This is a genomic window from Knoellia pratensis (genome assembly GCF_042666395.1).
GTDB lineage: Bacteria > Actinomycetota > Actinomycetes > Actinomycetales > Dermatophilaceae > Knoellia > Knoellia pratensis.
Genome location: NZ_JBHTDJ010000003.1, coordinates 705,919 through 722,476, shown reverse-complemented (window position 1 = coordinate 722,476; position 16,558 = coordinate 705,919). Strand labels below are relative to the sequence as shown.

14 protein-coding genes and 1 tRNA gene are annotated in these 16,558 nt (G+C 67.8%); 5 read left to right on the top strand and 10 right to left on the bottom strand.

Features of this window, described 5'->3' with window-relative positions:
• Nucleotides 1–142: 142 nt before the first annotated feature.
• Entirely contained in the window at nucleotides 143–1,792 is a 1,650-nt protein-coding gene (locus ACFQRE_RS13360) for a peptide ABC transporter substrate-binding protein (protein ID WP_380123084.1), read from the bottom strand.
• 195 nt (nucleotides 1,793–1,987) lie between these two features.
• Here ACFQRE_RS13360 and hisN point away from each other — a divergent pair, with 195 nt between their 5' ends.
• The gene (hisN, locus tag ACFQRE_RS13355) at nucleotides 1,988–2,770 is read left to right on the top strand and encodes a histidinol-phosphatase (protein ID WP_380123082.1); all 783 of its coding nucleotides are present in this window, start codon (nucleotides 1,988–1,990) and stop codon (nucleotides 2,768–2,770) included.
• A 26-nt stretch (nucleotides 2,771–2,796) separates the two neighbouring features.
• On the opposite strand, the gene ACFQRE_RS13350 is transcribed toward hisN, so the two are convergent.
• From ACFQRE_RS13350 to ACFQRE_RS13325, 6 genes are all read right to left on the bottom strand, one after another.
• Entirely contained in the window at nucleotides 2,797–4,155 is a 1,359-nt protein-coding gene (locus ACFQRE_RS13350) for a M16 family metallopeptidase (protein ID WP_380123080.1), read from the bottom strand.
• A 55-nt stretch (nucleotides 4,156–4,210) separates the two neighbouring features.
• Nucleotides 4,211–5,497, bottom strand: coding sequence for a M16 family metallopeptidase (locus ACFQRE_RS13345; protein WP_380123078.1), 1,287 nt, complete (start codon nucleotides 5,495–5,497; stop codon nucleotides 4,211–4,213).
• A 58-nt stretch (nucleotides 5,498–5,555) separates the two neighbouring features.
• On the bottom strand, nucleotides 5,556–6,971 hold the full coding sequence (locus ACFQRE_RS13340) for an NAD(P)/FAD-dependent oxidoreductase (RefSeq protein WP_380123076.1): 1,416 nt from the start codon (nucleotides 6,969–6,971) through the stop codon (nucleotides 5,556–5,558).
• Between the two features lie 173 nt (nucleotides 6,972–7,144).
• Nucleotides 7,145–7,831 (bottom strand): uridine kinase, encoded by a 687-nt coding sequence (locus ACFQRE_RS13335; protein WP_380123074.1) that lies wholly within the window; start codon nucleotides 7,829–7,831, stop codon nucleotides 7,145–7,147.
• 80 nt (nucleotides 7,832–7,911) lie between these two features.
• A tRNA-Met gene (locus tag ACFQRE_RS13330) sits at nucleotides 7,912–7,985 on the bottom strand.
• A 71-nt stretch (nucleotides 7,986–8,056) separates the two neighbouring features.
• Nucleotides 8,057–11,194, bottom strand: coding sequence for a UPF0182 family membrane protein (locus ACFQRE_RS13325; protein WP_380123072.1), 3,138 nt, complete (start codon nucleotides 11,192–11,194; stop codon nucleotides 8,057–8,059).
• A 90-nt stretch (nucleotides 11,195–11,284) separates the two neighbouring features.
• Between ACFQRE_RS13325 and ACFQRE_RS13320 the strand changes: the two genes are divergently transcribed.
• A complete protein-coding gene (locus tag ACFQRE_RS13320; RefSeq protein ID WP_380123070.1) occupies nucleotides 11,285–11,821 on the top strand; it encodes a PPA1309 family protein in 537 nt (178 codons plus the stop codon).
• Between the two features lie 24 nt (nucleotides 11,822–11,845).
• Here the strand turns inward: ACFQRE_RS13320 and ACFQRE_RS13315 are convergent, their stop codons facing one another.
• Both ACFQRE_RS13315 and ACFQRE_RS13310 read right to left on the bottom strand, forming a co-directional pair.
• The gene (locus ACFQRE_RS13315) at nucleotides 11,846–12,955 is read right to left on the bottom strand and encodes a YlbL family protein (protein WP_380123068.1); all 1,110 of its coding nucleotides are present in this window, start codon (nucleotides 12,953–12,955) and stop codon (nucleotides 11,846–11,848) included.
• On the bottom strand, nucleotides 12,952–13,407 hold the full coding sequence (locus ACFQRE_RS13310) for a molybdenum cofactor biosynthesis protein MoaE (RefSeq protein ID WP_380123066.1): 456 nt from the start codon (nucleotides 13,405–13,407) through the stop codon (nucleotides 12,952–12,954). The genes ACFQRE_RS13315 and ACFQRE_RS13310 overlap by 4 nt, the downstream gene beginning before the upstream one ends.
• A gap of 88 nt (nucleotides 13,408–13,495) precedes the next feature.
• Between ACFQRE_RS13310 and ACFQRE_RS13305 the strand changes: the two genes are divergently transcribed.
• The gene (locus ACFQRE_RS13305; RefSeq protein WP_380123064.1) at nucleotides 13,496–14,995 is read left to right on the top strand and encodes a zinc-dependent metalloprotease; all 1,500 of its coding nucleotides are present in this window, start codon (nucleotides 13,496–13,498) and stop codon (nucleotides 14,993–14,995) included.
• On the top strand, nucleotides 14,992–15,597 hold the full coding sequence (locus ACFQRE_RS13300; RefSeq protein ID WP_380123062.1) for an NUDIX hydrolase: 606 nt from the start codon (nucleotides 14,992–14,994) through the stop codon (nucleotides 15,595–15,597). Before ACFQRE_RS13305 ends, ACFQRE_RS13300 begins: the two co-directional genes overlap by 4 nt.
• Nucleotides 15,598–15,602: 5 nt before the next feature.
• Here the strand turns inward: ACFQRE_RS13300 and ACFQRE_RS13295 are convergent, their stop codons facing one another.
• A complete protein-coding gene (locus tag ACFQRE_RS13295; protein ID WP_380123060.1) occupies nucleotides 15,603–16,196 on the bottom strand; it encodes a M48 metallopeptidase family protein in 594 nt (197 codons plus the stop codon).
• Nucleotides 16,197–16,396: 200 nt separating this feature from the next.
• On the opposite strand from ACFQRE_RS13295, the gene ACFQRE_RS13290 reads away from it, so the two are divergent.
• Complete coding sequence (locus ACFQRE_RS13290) at nucleotides 16,397–16,558, top strand: DUF5679 domain-containing protein (protein ID WP_009775774.1); 162 nt, start codon at nucleotides 16,397–16,399, stop codon at nucleotides 16,556–16,558.

Sequence of the window (16,558 nt, the reverse complement as noted above, 5' to 3'; positions counted from 1 at the left end):
TGGGGCCGGTCACACATCTGGGGGGCGAAGGGGCCCAGCCGAGGGTCGTGGACCCCCGGCATGCGGTCGGCCTGCCGGCGGGAAGCCGGCAGGCCGACAGCCTGCTGAGTGTCGGGTCAGGTGCTCACCCGACACGCGGGAGTCACTTCAGCGAGATGCTCGCGTAGTCAGGCACACCGAACGGCGTGACCTTGACGTTGGTGACCTTGTCGGACCAACCCATGGTGGTGGTGCCGTACCAGAGGGGGATGGAGGCCATGTCCTCGGACAGGACCTGCTCGGCCTCCTGGTAGAGCTTGTTCGACGAGGCAGCGTCGGTGGCCGCAGCGGCCTCCTTGAGCTTGGCGTCGAACGCCGGGTTGTTGTAGTCACCGTCGTTGGACGAGGCGCCCTTGGCGTAGATCGGCGTCAGGAAGTTCTCGATCGACGGGTAGTCCATCTGCCAACCGGTACGGAACATTCCCGTCATCTTCCGGTCGTGGATCTGCTTGCGGAACGTGGAGAAGTCCACGACACCGGTGGCGACACAGTTGACACCGAGAGCCTGCTTGATGCTGTTGCAGGTGGCCTCGGTCCACTCCTTGTGCGACGCGTCAGCGTTGTAGGAGAGGGTGATCTGCTTGCCCTTGAAGCCACCAGCGGCCTCGAGTGCAGCCTTCGCCTTGGCCGGGTCGTAGACACAGGCCTCGCCGCAGACGTCCTTCTTGTAGCCGTCAACGACCGGGGAGACCCAGCCGGTGGCCGGCTGGCGGGTGTTGTTGAAGATGGCCTTGATGATGGCCTCACGGTTGATCGCCATCGAGATGGCCTTCTTGATCGCCGGCGGGTAGTTGGGGTCAACTGCCGTCGGGGCCGTGGTGATCGTCTGGATGACGCCGACCGGCTTCTGGAGGTTGCGGTCCGGAAGGTCGGTCTTGTACTTGTCATCGATCTGGGCGCTGGCCGGGACCTCGTCGGTCACGTCGAGCTGGTTCGCCTGGACGTCGGCGTAAGCAGCACCGGCGTCCTGGTAGATCTTGAACGTGATGTTGTCGACGTTGCCCTTCTTGGCGCCGCTGTAGTCCGCGAACTTCGAGAGCTTGATCTCGGCGTTCTTGGTCCAGGTGTCGAGCTTGTAGGGGCCGGCAGCGACCGGCTTGTCACCGAAGGCCTTCGGGTCCGTGAAGAACGAGTCGGGCTGGGGGGCGAAGGCCGTGTAGCCGAGGCGGACCGGAAGGTTCGAGACCTTGTCAGCCGTCTTGATCGTGAAGGTCGAGTCGTCGACGACCTTGAGACCGGTCATCTCCTTGGCCTTGGGCTCCGGCGCCTTCTGCGGGCCGTCCTCGTCGGGGTCGGTCGACTGCAGGTCGCCGTAGCCCTCGATGGGCTCGAAGAAGTAGGAACCGAGCTGGGCGTTGGGGCCGTAAGCGGTGTAGTTCCATGCGTCAACGAAGTTCTTGGCCTTGACGACGGTGCCGTCATGGAACTTGTAGTCCTTCTTGAGCTTGACCGTGAAGGTCTGGTTGTCAGTGCTCTCGATGGACTCGGCAATGTCGTTCTCGGGCGCGGCCGTCTCGTCGTTGTACTTGACGAGCTTGGCCGTGATGACGTCGAGCACGTTGCCACCGCAGGTCTCGGACGTGTTGCCCGCGATCAGGGGGTTCTCGGGGTTGCAGCCACGAACCGCGATGGCGCCGCCAGTCTTGGCGCCGCTCGTCTCAGGGGTTTCGTCGCCGCCGCCACCGCAGCCAGCCAGAAGCAGGGCTGCCGCCGAAATACCGGCAACGGCCACCGTGCGAGTGGTTCCTCGCATGGATGTCCTCCTACGTGTAGAGCCGCCCAGGGAAAGTGAACGGACATCAAGTGAGAGCCGGTCCCGGTCGGGTGGCCCCCGCATGCCCGTGAAGGGCGCGCGGTCCCCATGAAAGACCACAAGTGCGACTCGCGGGAGAGGCGTGACCGACCCGAGACCCGATTGTGACCGTTGCAAGCGGCTACGGTGACGGACGTGCCGACCTATGACGACGACCTGCGACTTGCCCATGTCCTCGCGGACGCCGTCGAGCGAGTGACCGTCTCGCGCTTTCGCGCTGAGGACTTGCACGTCGAGTCAAAGCCGGATCTCACCCTCGTGAGCGACGCCGATCGCAGCGCCGAGGAGCTGGTCCGGTCGCAACTCAAGCGGACCCGTCCGCGGGACGCCGTCATCGGCGAGGAGATGGAGAACACCGGGCACGGACCGCGGCAGTGGGTCATCGACCCGATCGACGGCACCCACAACTTCGTGCGCGGCGTCCCGGTGTGGGGCACCCTCATCGGACTCATCGACGACGGCAAGCCGGTGCTGGGCCTGGTCGCCGCCCCCGCCCTCAACCGCCGCTGGTGGGCCGCCCTCGGCAGTGGCGCGTGGGTCGGCCGCAGCCTGACCTCGGCCAAGCGCATGAGCGTCTCGAAGGTCTCCAGGATCAGCGACGCCTCGCTGTCCTACAGCTCGGCCTCCTCCTGGGAGGCCGTCGGCCGCCAGCAGGCGTTCCTCGACCTGGCCCGCGACTGTTGGCGTGAACGCGCCTACGGCGACTTCTGGTCCTACATGCTCCTGGCCGAAGGTGCGGTGGACATCGCCGCCGAGCCAGAGCTCAACCTGCACGACATGGTGGCGCTCGTACCCATCGTCACAGAGGCCGGCGGTCGCTTCACCTCACTGCAGGGTGAGGACGGTCCGTTCGGCGGCAACGCCGTGGCCACCAACGGCCTCCTGCACGACGAGGTCCTGGCCCGCATCGGCCTCTGACTCGACTCGCACGAGGAGTTCGTCGCTCAGTTGGGGACGACCCTCACCGGGCCGAGCTCGAGGCTCTCGATGCCGTCCCGGAGCTTTGCCGCATCACCCACGACGATGATGATCCACTCCCCCGTGACGACATCACCGTATGCCGCCGTGAGACGTGCGTTGTCGAGTGCGCCCATGCGGGTCAGTGTGGTCGTCTGGAAGTCGAGTGGGAGCCCCTCGATGGCAAGGGCAGAAGCCTCATCGGCCACCGTGTCAGCAGTGGCATAACGCCCCGGAGCGGTCTGCACGACGTAGTCGACTCCTGCGCGAATCTCCCTGTCGGAGAACCCTGTTCGCGCCTCGCCGAGGATCTCGACGAGGAGTCGCAGCGCGTCGACGGTGGCATCGGCTCGCACAGATCCCGCGGTGATGAAGGACCCGCCGCGCGCACGCGGACGGAAGCTGGCTCGGATGCCGTAGGTGTAGCCCTTGTCCTCTCGCAGAACCGCATCCACGCGTGCGCTCGGAGAGCCGCCAACGATGAACGAGAGCACGGGGTAGGGGTCCCAGCCGGTGGTGATCGAGCGGTCGGGGCCAGGTGCGGCGACAGACAGCTCGCTCTGCACCGAGCCGGGGCGATCGACGAGCACCACGCGCGTCGCTCCCCCGGTCGGCACCGGCGGACGCGCGGGTGTCGCGGGGACGTGATCGCGGTTGACCCAGCCGCCCAGACCGTCGGCGACAGCCTGAGGAACGTCGACGTCGGCGAGGTCACCCGCGATGACGAGGGTGGCGCCCTGAGGACCGATGTGGGCGCGGTGGAAGGCGACGACATCGTCACGCGACATCGCCGCGATGGAGTCCGGAGTGCCAGCAGTCGGCCGCGAGGCGCGCTCGGTCGGCGCCCACAGGTTGGCGGTGAGTTCGCGCGCGCCTCGGTGCGGGGCTGACGCACGTTCCTGCTCGATCTCGGCGAGGCGGCTGCGCAGGATGCGTCGCACCTCGGCCTCGGGGAAGACCGGCTCGGCCAGCGCCTGACGCATGAGGTCCAGGGCCGCGGGCAGGAACCGTTGCGGCACATCGACGTCCACCGTGAGTGCACCGTCGGTGACCGATGCACCGAGCACCATCCCGGTGCGCTCCATCAGCTCCGCGAACTGGTCGCTCGAGTGACGCGCAGTGCCCTCGTCGAGGAGTCGCGCGGTCATCGCGGCAACGCCCTCCCGATCAGTGGGTTCATCGGACAGTGACAGGGGCACGACGAGACGCACGGAGATGACGTACTGGCCGGGCACGGCATACGAAAGAAGGCGTATGCCGTTGTCCGTCACCGACTCGTCGGGCAGCGGGAAGGCCCAGGTCTCGGGCGGGGCGACGTCGGGCCTGGGGACAGTGGGGGTGCTCATCGGGGTCCCCGAAAAGTATCGTAGTGACGGAGGAACGGAGAACTTTGTGGGGTGATCATGCGACTTCCTCGGTCTCGATGTCTGCGCGGTAGGCAACGACTGCGCGGCTGTCGGGTCGCAACCACGCAGCCGCGGCGGCCCGCACCTGTTCGGAGGTGATGGCACGCAGGCGGTCGAGGTGGGTGTTGACGAGCTGCGGTTCTCCGTGGAGCAGGGCGTAGTGGCAGATGGCGTCGGCGCGCTCCTCCTGGCTGGCGAGCATCGACAACCAACCGCGCTCGGCCTGGGCGAGGGCTGCCTCCATCTCCGCCTCCGTAGGGCCCTCGACGGCGAACCGTTCGAGCTCCTCGAGGAGGGCGGCCTCGACCTCGTCGGTGTCGGCCTCGCTGGCGATGTCGACGACGATGAAGCCGAGCGACACCCCGTCGACGAAGCCCCACGACGTGGCGTGGGCACCGAGCGCGGTCTGTTCCTTGCGCACCAGGCGTCGCACGAGTCGCGAGGACGCGAGGCCGCCGAGGGCGTCAAGGGCAAGGCTGACCGCGCTGAACTCCTCGGTCTCGTCGACGGGCAGACGGAAGGCGATGTGCAGCCGGTCGTTGGGCACGTCCTCGCGGCGCTCCACCCGAACCGGCTCGGTGAGCGGAGGCAGGGCGTCGACCGGCCCGCGGCGCGTCACGAGGTGAGGCTCAATCGGCCCGAAATAGCGCTCCACGAGGGCGAATCCGTCATCCGGGGTGACGTCGCCACACAGTGTCAGAACAGTGTTGTCCGGCGCGTAGTGACGTCGGAAGAACGCATGGACATCCTCGACGCTCGCGGCGTCGAGATCCTCCATCGAACCGATCGTCGAGTGGTGGTAGGGATGCCCCTCGGGAAAGATCGCGGCATAGACGTCGATGAGGGCATTGCCGTAGGGCTGGTTGTCGTAGCGCTGCCGCTTCTCCTCCTTGACGACGTCACGCTGGTTGTCGAGGTTGGCCTGGTTCACGGCGTCGAGGAGGTGGCCGTGCCGGTCGGCCTCGAGCCACAGGGCGAGTTCCAGGGCACCCTTGGGCACCGTCTCGAAGTAGTTGGTCCGGTCGAACCACGTCGTGGCGTTGAGCCGACCACCCTGCGTCATGAGGGCCTCGAAGTGCTCGCCGCTCGCGACGCTGCGGGACCCCTGGAACATCAGGTGCTCGAAGAGGTGCGCGAATCCGGTTCGCCCGGCGGCTTCGTGGCGCGAGCCCACTCCCACCCAGATGTTGACGGTGACATTGGGAACGCTGGGGTCCGGCGAGACGACGACACGCAAACCGTTGGGCAGCGTGCGCTCATGGACCGGGTAGTCGAGCGGCATGACGCCACCCTACGTGGCGTTCCCGGACGGCTCGCTGGCCCGCCGGTATGCCGTTCGGTCAGCTCGCGCGCTCGGCCTCGACCTCGTCCGACACGCTTGGATCGGCGGGCTCGACCTGGTCGGGCGCGACGTGATCCGACTCGACCACCGGGAGCTTGGGCAGGTCCTCGGGCGACATCTTGCGGATGATGTTGCGGGCGAGGATCTGCTGCGCCGTCACGGTGCGCTCGGAGCGGCCGCGCCCGATGAAGCTCACCATCCAGTGCAACAAGGTGGTGATGCGCTGCTTGAAGCCGATGAGGTAGACGATGTGGATCGCGAGCCACAACACCCAGGCGAGGAAGCCGGAGAACCGCAGCTTGCCGACGCTCGCCACGGCGCTGAACCGCGAGATCGTCGCCATCGAACCCTTGTCGAAGTACGAGAACGGGCCGGGGGCGGGCTTGCCATCGAGGCGGGCCTTGAGGTGCTTGGCGCTGTATCGGGCGCCCTGGATCGCGACCTGCGCAACTCCCGGCAGGTTGTCGAGCGAGGCCATGTCACCCACGACGTAGACGTCGGGGCGGCCCGGAAGCGTGAGGTCAGGATTGACCTTGACGCGCCCAGCGCGATCGAGCTCCGCGTCGGACTGGGCCGCGAGCATGGCCCCGAGTTCGGAGCCCTGGACACCGGCGGCCCAGACCTTGGTCATCGCCTCGATGCGGGCGTGGGTCCCGTCGGACTTCTCGATGTCGATCCCGGTCGAGTCGACTCCGACGACCTTGGTGCCGAGCTCGACCTCGATGCCCATCTTGGAGAGGCGCTGCTTGGCGGCGCCACCGAGACGATCACCGAAGGAGGGGAGCACCTGGGGTGCGGCGTCGAGCAGGATGATCCGCGCCTGGCGCGTGTCGATCGCCCGGAAGTCCCTCTTGAGAGTGCGATGTGCGAGCTCCGCGATCTGACCGGCCATCTCGACACCGGTGGGCCCTGCGCCGACCACGACGAAGGTGAGGTAGCGGTCGCGTTCGGCCGGTGCGGTGGCCAGCTCGGCCCACTCGAAGGCACCGAAGATGCGGCCACGCAGTTCGAGGGCGTCATCGATGCTCTTCATGCCGGGGGCGTACTCGGCGAAGTGGTCGTTGCCGAAGTAGGACTGCCCAGCGCCGGCCGCCACGAGCAGGGTGTCGAAGGGCGTCACCGTCTCGCGACCCAGCACCTCACTCGTCACCGTCTTGGCCTCGAGGTCGATGTTGACGACGGTGCCGAGGATCACGCGGGCGTTCTTCTGCTTGGCGAGGATCTCGCGGGTGCTCGGGGAGATCCCGCCCTCGGACAGAATGCCGGTCGCGACCTGGTAGAGGAGGGGCTGGAAGAGGTGATGGGTCGTCTTGGCAACGAGGGTGACCTCGACGTCGTCACGACGCTTCAGCGCCTGGGTTCCGAAGAGCCCGCCAAAGCCAGATCCGATGACGACTACGCGGTGCGGGGCCATGCTGTGCCTCCCGAGAGACCACCTCGTGTTGCCACAGGTGCTAGATGCAAAAAACGGCGAGTCGTCAGGTGACGACACGCCGTTGTGGTGTGAGTTGCGACCAGTGCGTTCCTGATCCCCTCCATGGTATCGGACCTCATGCCGCCCGGACGCCACGCGGGACGTGAGGTGCGCTACTGCCCCATCCGGCACAGGATCGGGGCCTGAGGATCGGTGTGGTCCACGACGATCGACGCCTGCGATCGTGGATCCTGCTCTACCAGGTAGATCCGGCAGGCGGCCATGTAGCGGCTGTCGTAGGCCGCGCGAGCCTGCTCCACCCCACCCATCCGATCGGCGTCCCGCGCGGTGCCCCGGCGCATCGCCGCCTCCTCGTCCGCATCGAGATGGATCACCTCGTCCCACAGCGCCCTCAGCCCGTCACGCTGGATGAAGGTGGCGGCGAAGAGCACGACCGCATTGGTGGGAGCGGTGGCGACGGCGTCCGCGATGACGGCGTCGGACACCAGGTCGTGAACCGTCGTCGCGAACTCGCCGCTGCCACCGGGCCCAAGGGGCAGGAGCACCCGCTGCGCCAGGGAGTCGAAGTCGTAGGCGTCCTCGTAGTAGCCACGCGCCGACTCACGCCCCTGCAGATAGCGGCGCTCGCGGACATGGTGGAAGCCGTCCGAGTCGACGTGGATGGCCGGACGCCCCAGGGATTCGACGGCGGCCGCGAGCTCGCCGGCAAACGTCGTCTTGCCGACCCCACACACCCCGTCAATGCCCACGCGCAGTCGTTGTCCGGGCTGCTGTTGGACGAGGTGGCGCGCGATCCGATCCATCACGTCGGTCCGGTCCTGCGCTGCGGTCACGCCCATGGGAGTCCTCGTCAGAAGTTGGGTCACGTCCAGAAACGGCTTCAGGCCCGGAATCCGAAGATTCCGGGCCTGAAGTTTCGTAGCGGGGGCAGGATTTGAACCTGCGACCTCCGGGTTATGAGCCCGGCGAGCTACCGAGCTGCTCCACCCCGCGTCGGGTGAGTGACCTTGCGGCCTCTCGGTATCCCCTAGGTTACGGGACGGTGGCCCGTGCGCCAAATCGGTTCAGGGAGAAGGGCTTGGCGTCCCCGTGGAACTCGCTGTCGGGGTGGGCGACGCGGTCGCTGAACCGCTCGGAGTCGGTGACGCCGTGAGTTGCGGGCTGAGCGCCGCAGCGCGGGCGATGGCGTCCTGGAGATCCTTCTGAGCGACGCCGTATGCCGCGAAGTCACCCTTCTTGAGCGCCGCCTGGCCGGCCGCGTTGGCGGCTTCGATGTCACGGATGACCTCGGCCAGCTGCGCGCTCGGGGTCGTCGTCGGCGTGCCGCCCCCGGTGGTCGGCGGGGTGCCGCCCGTGCCGGAACCGCTGTCACCGGCACTCGCGCCCGAGTTGCCGCCGAAGAGGCCGTCGAGGGCCTGGTCCAGCGTCTCGCCCCAGGCGATGCGCTTGCCGAAGACTGCAACGGTCGCCTTGTTCTGCGGGAAGGAGCCGCCCTCACGCGAAGCCTGGACATACATCGGCTGGACGTAGAGGAGCCCCTCGCCCACAGGAAGGGTGAGCAGGTTGCCGTAGGTCAACTGCTTGCCCGACTGGCGGTTCTGCGCGATGAACTGGCTGAGGTTGAGGGGTTCGGTCGGGCTCTGGGACCGAGCCGTCGAGACCTCGATCTGGTTCTGCACCTGACCGGGACCATCAACGGCCGAGTTGCGTGGCAGCTCGAGCAGACGCATCGACCCATAGGTCCCTGCCGGTTTGCCTGCCTCGGAACCGGCATCAGCATCCACAGCGAGGAACCCACGCAGGATCTCGCGGCCCGTTCCGGAGGGGATGAAGGTGGTCGTCAACGAGAAGGCCGGCGACTTCTGGTCCGGCATGGCAAGCGACTGGTAGTAGACCGGCTGGTCCTGGGTCGCGTGGGTCGGGTCCTTGGGCACGCGCCAGAAGTCGCCACCGCCGTAGAACGAGTTCGCGTCCGTGACGTGATAGCTCGACAGGAGCTGGCGCTGAACCTTGAAGAGGTCCTGCGGGTAGCGAATGTGGGTCATCAGCTGGGAGGACATCTCCGAGAGCGGCGACACAGAGCCCGGGAAGGCATTGCTCCACGCCTTGAGGATGGGGTCGGTCGTGTCCCAGCCGTAGAGCTTGACCGAGCCGTCGGCCGCATCGACCGTGGCCTTGACCGAGTTGCGGATGTAGTTGACCTGCCCCGCACCCGTGACGACGACGCGCGAGGTGGCGCTCACGGAGTCGGACGTGGCCTCAGTGAGGTCGGTGAGCTTGCTGTTGGGGTAGCGCGCGGTGGTCGTGTAGCCGTCGACGATCCACTTCACGCGACCGTCCACGACGGCCGGGTAGGCGTTGCCGTCGATGGTCAACCACGGGGCGACCCGCTCGACGCGCTCTCGAGGCATGCGGTGGTCGAGGATGCGGGAGTCCGAGTTCACCGCATCGGACAGGAGGAACTTCGGCTCGCGGTACTTCACGGCATACGCAAGTTTGCGGATGAAGGACCCGATCTTCACTCCACCCTTGCCCGAGTAGGTCGTGTTGGCCTGACCGCCCTCACCCTTGTCGTCCGGGAAGTCGAACTCGCGGGGCTTGGCGCCTGCGGGTGCTCCCACGATCGAGTACGACGGGGACTGCTCGCCGAAGTAGATGCGGGGTTCGTACTCGACGCCGTTGGGACCCTTGGTGGTGAACCCGTTCGAGAAGAACTGCGGGTCTCCCTCGGTGGTGCGCTTGTTGCCGTAGGCCCCGATGAAGCCGAACCCGTGGGTGTAGACGGTGTGGTCATTGAGCCAGTTGCGCTGACCCTCGGGAACGCCGTCGAGGTTGAGCTCGCGCACCGCCACGATCGAGTCGCTCTTCTTGCCGTCGACGGCGTAGCGGTCGACGTCGAGGATGTCCGGGAAGGCGTAGTACTGACGCAGGCCCTCGAACTGCCGGAACGTCGGCGAGACCACGTTGGGGTCGACGAGGCGGATCCCCGGAATCGTCTCGGCGTCCGCGCGCAGCTGCCCGGGGGCGGCGTCCGTGGTCGCGGCATACGGAGTCTTCTTGATTCCGTCGATGGCGAAGGCCTTGCGGGTGGCGTCGATGTTGCGCTGGATGTACATGGACTCGAGGGACTTCTCGGACGGTCGCACCTTGAGTGACTGCACCGCTGCGGGATAGAGGCCACCGGCGACGACGGCCAGGACGGTGAGCAGCCCGACGCCGATGAGCGGGAGACGCCAGCTGCGCGTCCAGATCGAGGCGATGAAGAAGCCGGCGCACATGACTGTCGCGACAGCGAGGATCGCCTTGATCGGCAGCACCGCGTTGGCGTCGGTGTAGGTGATGCCGGTGATGAGTTTGGACTCGTGCGTCGTGAGGCTGTAGCGGTCCAGCCAGTAGGCGGCCGCGCGCACGAGCGCCAGGAGCGAGGCGACCGTCGCGATCTGGATGAAGGCGGCCCGCGTCGTCGTCCCCCGTCCCGGGAGCTGGAGCCCGCCGTAGACGTAGTGGGTGAAGGCGGCAGCGATCAGCGCGAGGAGCAGCACGACGGTGAAGAAGCTGACGAGGAAGCGCAGCCACGGCAGCGTGAAGACGAAGAAACCGACGTCGAGGCCGAACTGAGGATCCTTGGTGCCAAACGGAACAGCGTTGCGCCACAGCAGGAAGGTGCGCCAGGCGCCCATCGCGGCAGCACCGGCGAGGAGGCCGAGGACCGAGGGGATGACGACCGTCGCGAGACGACGGAGCGGGTCGAGGACCTGACGGTACTGGTCGAGCACCTGGGCCGACGGCGAGGACGGGATGCGCAGCGGACGCGTCCGGTATGCCGTGACAAGACTTGCCGCGACCGCGCCGGCGGTGAGGATGAAGGCGGCGATGAAAAGCAGCACGCGAGTGCCGAGCTGGGTCAGGAAGACGTCCTTGAAGCCCACCGAGTCGAACCACCACAAGTCGGTGAGAATCCCGGAGATGAGCAGGGCGACGATGACCAGCGCGGCAAGGATGCCGATGGTCGTGCCGAGAGGCCCGCGCTTGGGCGGAGTTCCCCCACGAACAGTGCGGATGCGACCCCCGCCGAAGCTGGCGCCGCCCGCTGCCGGACCCTCAGGGCGAGACGGCCGCCCCTGGCCGCCGGGCCCGGTCGCGCCAGGCCCCTTGTCTGCGTCGTCGGGGTTGATCCCGTCGAACCACTCTGACCGGCTCACTTTTAGCTGACTCCACGTCCGTGCCTCCCCGAGCGAGCCCGGGCTGGAGGCCAACCTATCCCGCCAACATGAGTGCGGCACGATGGGTTCGTGACCTCCGCCTCCCAGCCTGTGACCGAGCCGCTCTCCCTCGCCGCCCTCGACACCGAACGCCACGTCGCGTCGTCGGGGTGGGACCAGCCCCCGCGCCTCTTCGCGCTCGTCCCGACTGCCGACCTCCTCAAGCGCGAGCCGCACCTCGCAGCCGGGTTGACGGTGTCCGACCAGATCGACGGTGCGCTCACGGCCATCGAGCAGGAGGATCTGCCCACCAACGAGTCGATCGAGACCCTGCTGGGCCAGATCGCCTGGCCGGAGACCGTCGAGGGATGCGCCATCGTCGTCGAGCGACTCGTCGTCCCCCCGGACGCCGAGCATGGCCTGCCCGAGGATCGCGAAGCCGCGGTGGCCGCCCTCGCCGAGCATCCCGACCGGCGCGATGTCCGGCTGCTGGCGGCAGTCACTCGCGACGGACGCAGCATCTGCCTCCTACGACAGCGCGATCACGACCGCGACGACCGCGTCGCCACCGGGGCCGACATCGCTCCGGGGCTCGTGGCTGCACTGCGAGCCACCTTCACCGACTGACCCCCCGAACGGGCAATCATTCGGTCAGTCGACCGTGCAGGTGGGGAGAGTGTCGGCCTTGCCGGCAGCGATCGCCTTGACGGCGCCGAGGGCGTCGTCGAAGCTCCCGATCTTCACGACCGTGAGGCCGTCAGGGATGTGGCCGACGACCTCAGAGCAGTTGTCTGCGGGTGCCAGGAAGTAGTCGGCCCCGCCGTCACGGGCGCCGTGGAGCTTCTGTCGAATGCCACCGATCGGGCCGACGGACTCGTCCGGCTCCATCGTGCCGGTGCCAGCGATGCGCTTGCCCGCGGTGAGGTCTCCCGGGGTGAGGACGTCATAGACCGCGAGCGTGAACATCGTTCCGGCTGAAGGCCCCCCGACTCCCCCAGCCGCAATGGTGACGTCGACGGGAAGGGTGTAGTCACGTCCGAGGAGGACGCCGATGATGGTGGAGCCCTTGTTGTCGCGAGTCGGCACGGACAGCGACTTGTCGGCGCCCTTGCGCTTGACGACGATGGTCACGGAGCTGCCGGCTTTCTGCGCACGCACGGCGGTCTGCACCGCGACAGCGTCGGTGGTGGGTGTCCCCGCGATGGAGACGAACTCGTCACCCGCCTCGAGCACGCCCTTGGCCGGTGAGCCCTCCGGAACCTGGGACACGATGACGCGCTCGGGCACGACGTGCCCGAGCTCGCGCAACGCGATCGCCGAGGCGACCTCCTGGGAGTCCACCATCTCGGCGGCGTTCTCCTGTTGGATCTCCTCCTGGGTCGACGCCTCGGGATAGATCTCCTCGCGCTTGAACACCTCTTGGTCATCGCGCAGCGCGGCGACCGCGAGGTCAAAGGCGTTGACGCGCACCCCTGGCCCGCCGATGACCCGCACCGTCGTGAAGTCCAGAGCGCCTTTGGCGGGGTATGCCGTGGCGCCCTTGATCGCAATGATCGGCTTGCCGTCGAGCTGGCCAAGAGTGTTGGTGATGGGCCCCGGCTGGAGGACGACGTAGGGCAACGGGATGAACGAGATCCCGGCCGACAGCACGATGGCCACGAACAGGGCGGTGAGCAGAGCGGAACTGCGACGGCTCACGGCATACAGATGAGGATCGGGCGCCCCGAGGTCGTGAGGCGCCGGCGACTCGGGCGAGCTCACGGCATACCCACCCATTCGGTGCCACCGGCACCGAGGTGTTGGTGTTTCCAGATGGGCACCTCGGCCTTGAGCGTGTCGATGAGGTCACGGCAGGCGGCGAACGCCGCGTCTCGGTGGGGCGCCGACGCGCCCACGACGACCGCCACATCGCCGACCTCGAGATGACCACTGCGGTGCAGCGCTGCGAGGCGCACGGCACCGGATCGCGCAGCGACGACTCCCGCGACCTCGGCCAGGCGGGACTGGGCAGTGGGGTGGACCGAGTAGTCCAGCGAGGCGACATCCTGCCCCCGGTCGTGGTCACGGACGACACCGACAAACACGGTGATGCCACCACACGTCGGATGCTGGACAGCCGCCAGAACCTCGTCGATGGACAGGGGCTCCTCACGGATCTGCGCCAACGACACGGTGCCGGTCACCGACTCCGCACCGGTCACGTCGTGCTCCACACGTTCCTCCTCGGAACTATCCCCGGGTCATCCGTGGTTGGGTACTGATAAGACCACATCTTCTCATCGCCGCCACAGGAGCCCAGCAGTGACCGATTCGCACGACCGCCCCGACGAGCCCGAGGACACGGGCATTCCGCCGGAGCTCGAGGAGGTTCTCAGAGGCCTCTCCGGTGGTCGCGAGCTCGACCCGCAGATGCTCGAGATGATGCGGGGCATGGGCCTGGACAAGGTCGACCCGCAGATGCTGCAGATGGTGGCCAGTCAGGTGCAGGCGATGTTTGCCGGAGCAGACGAGTCCGGTTCCGTCGACGCCACCGTCGCCACGGACATTGCCCGCAAAACCGTTGCTGCAGAGGGCGATCCGACCATCTCGGCTGCTGTCTCGGCAGACGCGCGCCAAGCCGTCGATGTCGCCAACCTCTGGCTCAACACCGTCACCGACCTCGACCACTCAGGCCTCGTGGGGCGGGCGTGGAGCCGCGCCGAGTGGGTCGAGGCAACGATCCCCGTCTGGCAGGAACTCGTCGACCCCATTGCCGTCGGCGTCAGTGATGCGATGGGCAACGCCCTGACCAAGCAGCTCGGTGATCTCGGCGAGGGTGGGCTGCCCGAGGGTCTGGTCCCTCCCGGTACGAACCCGGCCGAGGTCATGAGCCAGATGGGACCCATGCTTCGCCGCATGCAGGGTTCGATGTTCTCGGTCCAGCTCGGTCAGGCGGTCGGAGCGCTTGCCGGCGAAATTCTCACCGGCGGCGAGGTCTCCCTCCCCCTCGTCCCCGCTCCCGACGTGGTCCTCATGCCCGAGGCCATCACCGTCTTCGCGCAGGGCCTCGAGATCGACGAACCCCAGGCCCGCCTCCTGCTCGCCGTGCGCGAGAGCGCCCGCACCCGCCTCTTCCACGCCGTGCCCTGGGTGGCACCGCAGCTGCTGTCGGCCGTGCGTGACTACGCCCGCGACACCACCATCGACACCGAGGCCATCGAGGAAGGGTTGCGCTCCATCGACCCGAGCGACCCCGAGGCCATGCAGCAGGCGCTGGCGGGAAGGCTTTTCGCCCCACAGCAGTCCGACGCGCAGAAGGCCGCGCTCGGCCGCCTCGAGACCCTCCTCGCCCTCATCGAGGGCTGGGTCGACGTCGTCACAGCAGCTGCGGTCAAGCAGCACCTGCCGCAGGCCGATGCCCTGGGTGAAGCCGTGCGCCGCCGCCGCGCCAGCGGAGGACCGGCCGAGAAGACCTTCGCCGCGCTCGTCGGGCTCGAGCTGCGCCCCCGCCGCCTGCGTGACGCCGCCAACCTCTTCGCCGCGCTCGAGGCCTCCGGTGGCGCCGAAGCACGCGACGCCGCCTGGGCCCACCCTGATGTCGCACCGTCTGCGGCCGACCTCGACGACCCGCTGGGCTATGTCGAGCGGCAGAACGCCGTCGCGTTGGGCGCCGACTCGTTCGACGCCGAGCTCGATGCCCTGCTCCGCGGCGACACCGGTGCAGCTGGCGACACCAGCGGCTCAGGCAGCTCAGGCGGCTCAGGCAGCTCGGGCCCAGCTGGCAACCCCGACCCCTCGACGGACGGCCCCTCCTCCCCGTGACCGGCGAGATCGACGCCCACGCCGGCTCCGTCGACGCGGCGGTCGCGCATGCCTTCGCGCACCTGCACGCGGACGCGACCACAGCACTCGCCACCTGGCAGGCACCGGACGCGACCCAGGAACGGTTGCGGACGGCATACCTGGATCATCTGCAGCGGCATCCTGACGGTGTCGCCAAGGCCGGACCACCGGCCCACCTCACGGCCAGTTGCCTCGTCATCAGCCCCGATGGCACCGAAGTCCTGCTGACGCACCACCGGCGGGCGAAGCAGTGGTTCCAGTTCGGTGGTCACCTCGAGGTCGGTGACTCACGTCTGTGTGCCGCCGCGCAGCGCGAGGGGCGTGAAGAGTCCGGGATTGCCTCGGTGACGCCCGAACCACTCATCGTCCAGCTCAACCGGCATGCATTGAGGGGTGACTTCGGGCGCTGCCGCGAACACCTCGACGTGCGCTTCGCCGCCGTGGTGGACCGCGAGGTCGTGCCCGAGACGAGCGAGGAGTCACTCGACGTCGCCTGGTGGCCGACCGAGGGTTTGCCGGAGGGCACTCGCACCGAACTCACAGCGCTGGTGGGCGCGGCCCGACGGGCCCTGCGACTCTGACCGAGTCAGGCCGAGGCGTCCTCGACGCCCTGCTCGACATCGACATCGACGTCACCGTCGTCCGCGATGTCGAAGCCCTTCGCGAGCGCCACCCCGTCGAGGAAGCCGCGCGCTCGCTCGAGCTTGGGATAGGACCGTAGGAGGGTCCAGAAGTCGCGGTTGTGTCCGGCGACGAGCAGATGCGCCAGCTCGTGCAGGATGACGTAGTCGATGACGTAGCCCGGCATGTCCTGGAGGCGATCCGACAGACGGATCGAGCCGTCGGCGGGGGTGCAGCTGCCCCATCGCGAGCGCTGGTTGGTGACCCACCGGATGCTGCGCGGGCGGGCATGGCCCCCGAGGTAGCGCTGCGACAGGTCGGTCGCGCGCGCGAGCAGGTCCGTGTCGCTGGGGCGTCGTCGCCGCTCACCAGCCTTGAGCTTGTCGAGCATGCGTGCCACCCAGACGCGTTCCTCGGCCCGGGACATCGAGGCGGGGATCAGCACGACGACACGGCCGTTTTCGCGACGGGCGCTGACGGTGCGTCGACGTCGCGGGCTGCGTCGGACCTCAACGTCCTCGGTGCTCACGGCAACAACGGTAGGCCAGAGCGCCGACATTGTCCGTGACCAGCCGCCCGACCCTCCGGGTGACCAGTGAGACCCAGGTGACCAGTGTGGTCGGTGAGGCGGATATCCGGTCCGGCGCCCCCCACGCGACGCGTGTCGGCCGAGCGTGGCACGGCGCGGTTTCGTGCTCAGTCGGTCTAGGGTGAAAGAGTCCTCGCCGCTCACCGCGGCACCACGACCAAGGAGTTGCTATGGCTGACGAGACCTACAAGGGCGAGTTCTACTGCGTGAAGTGCAAGGAGAAGCGCGAGGCCGAGGGCAACGTTGTCGTCTCCGACAACGGTCGTCGCATGGCCAAGGGCAAGTGCCCCGTCTGCGGCACCAACCTCAACCGCATCCTCGGCAAGGCCTGA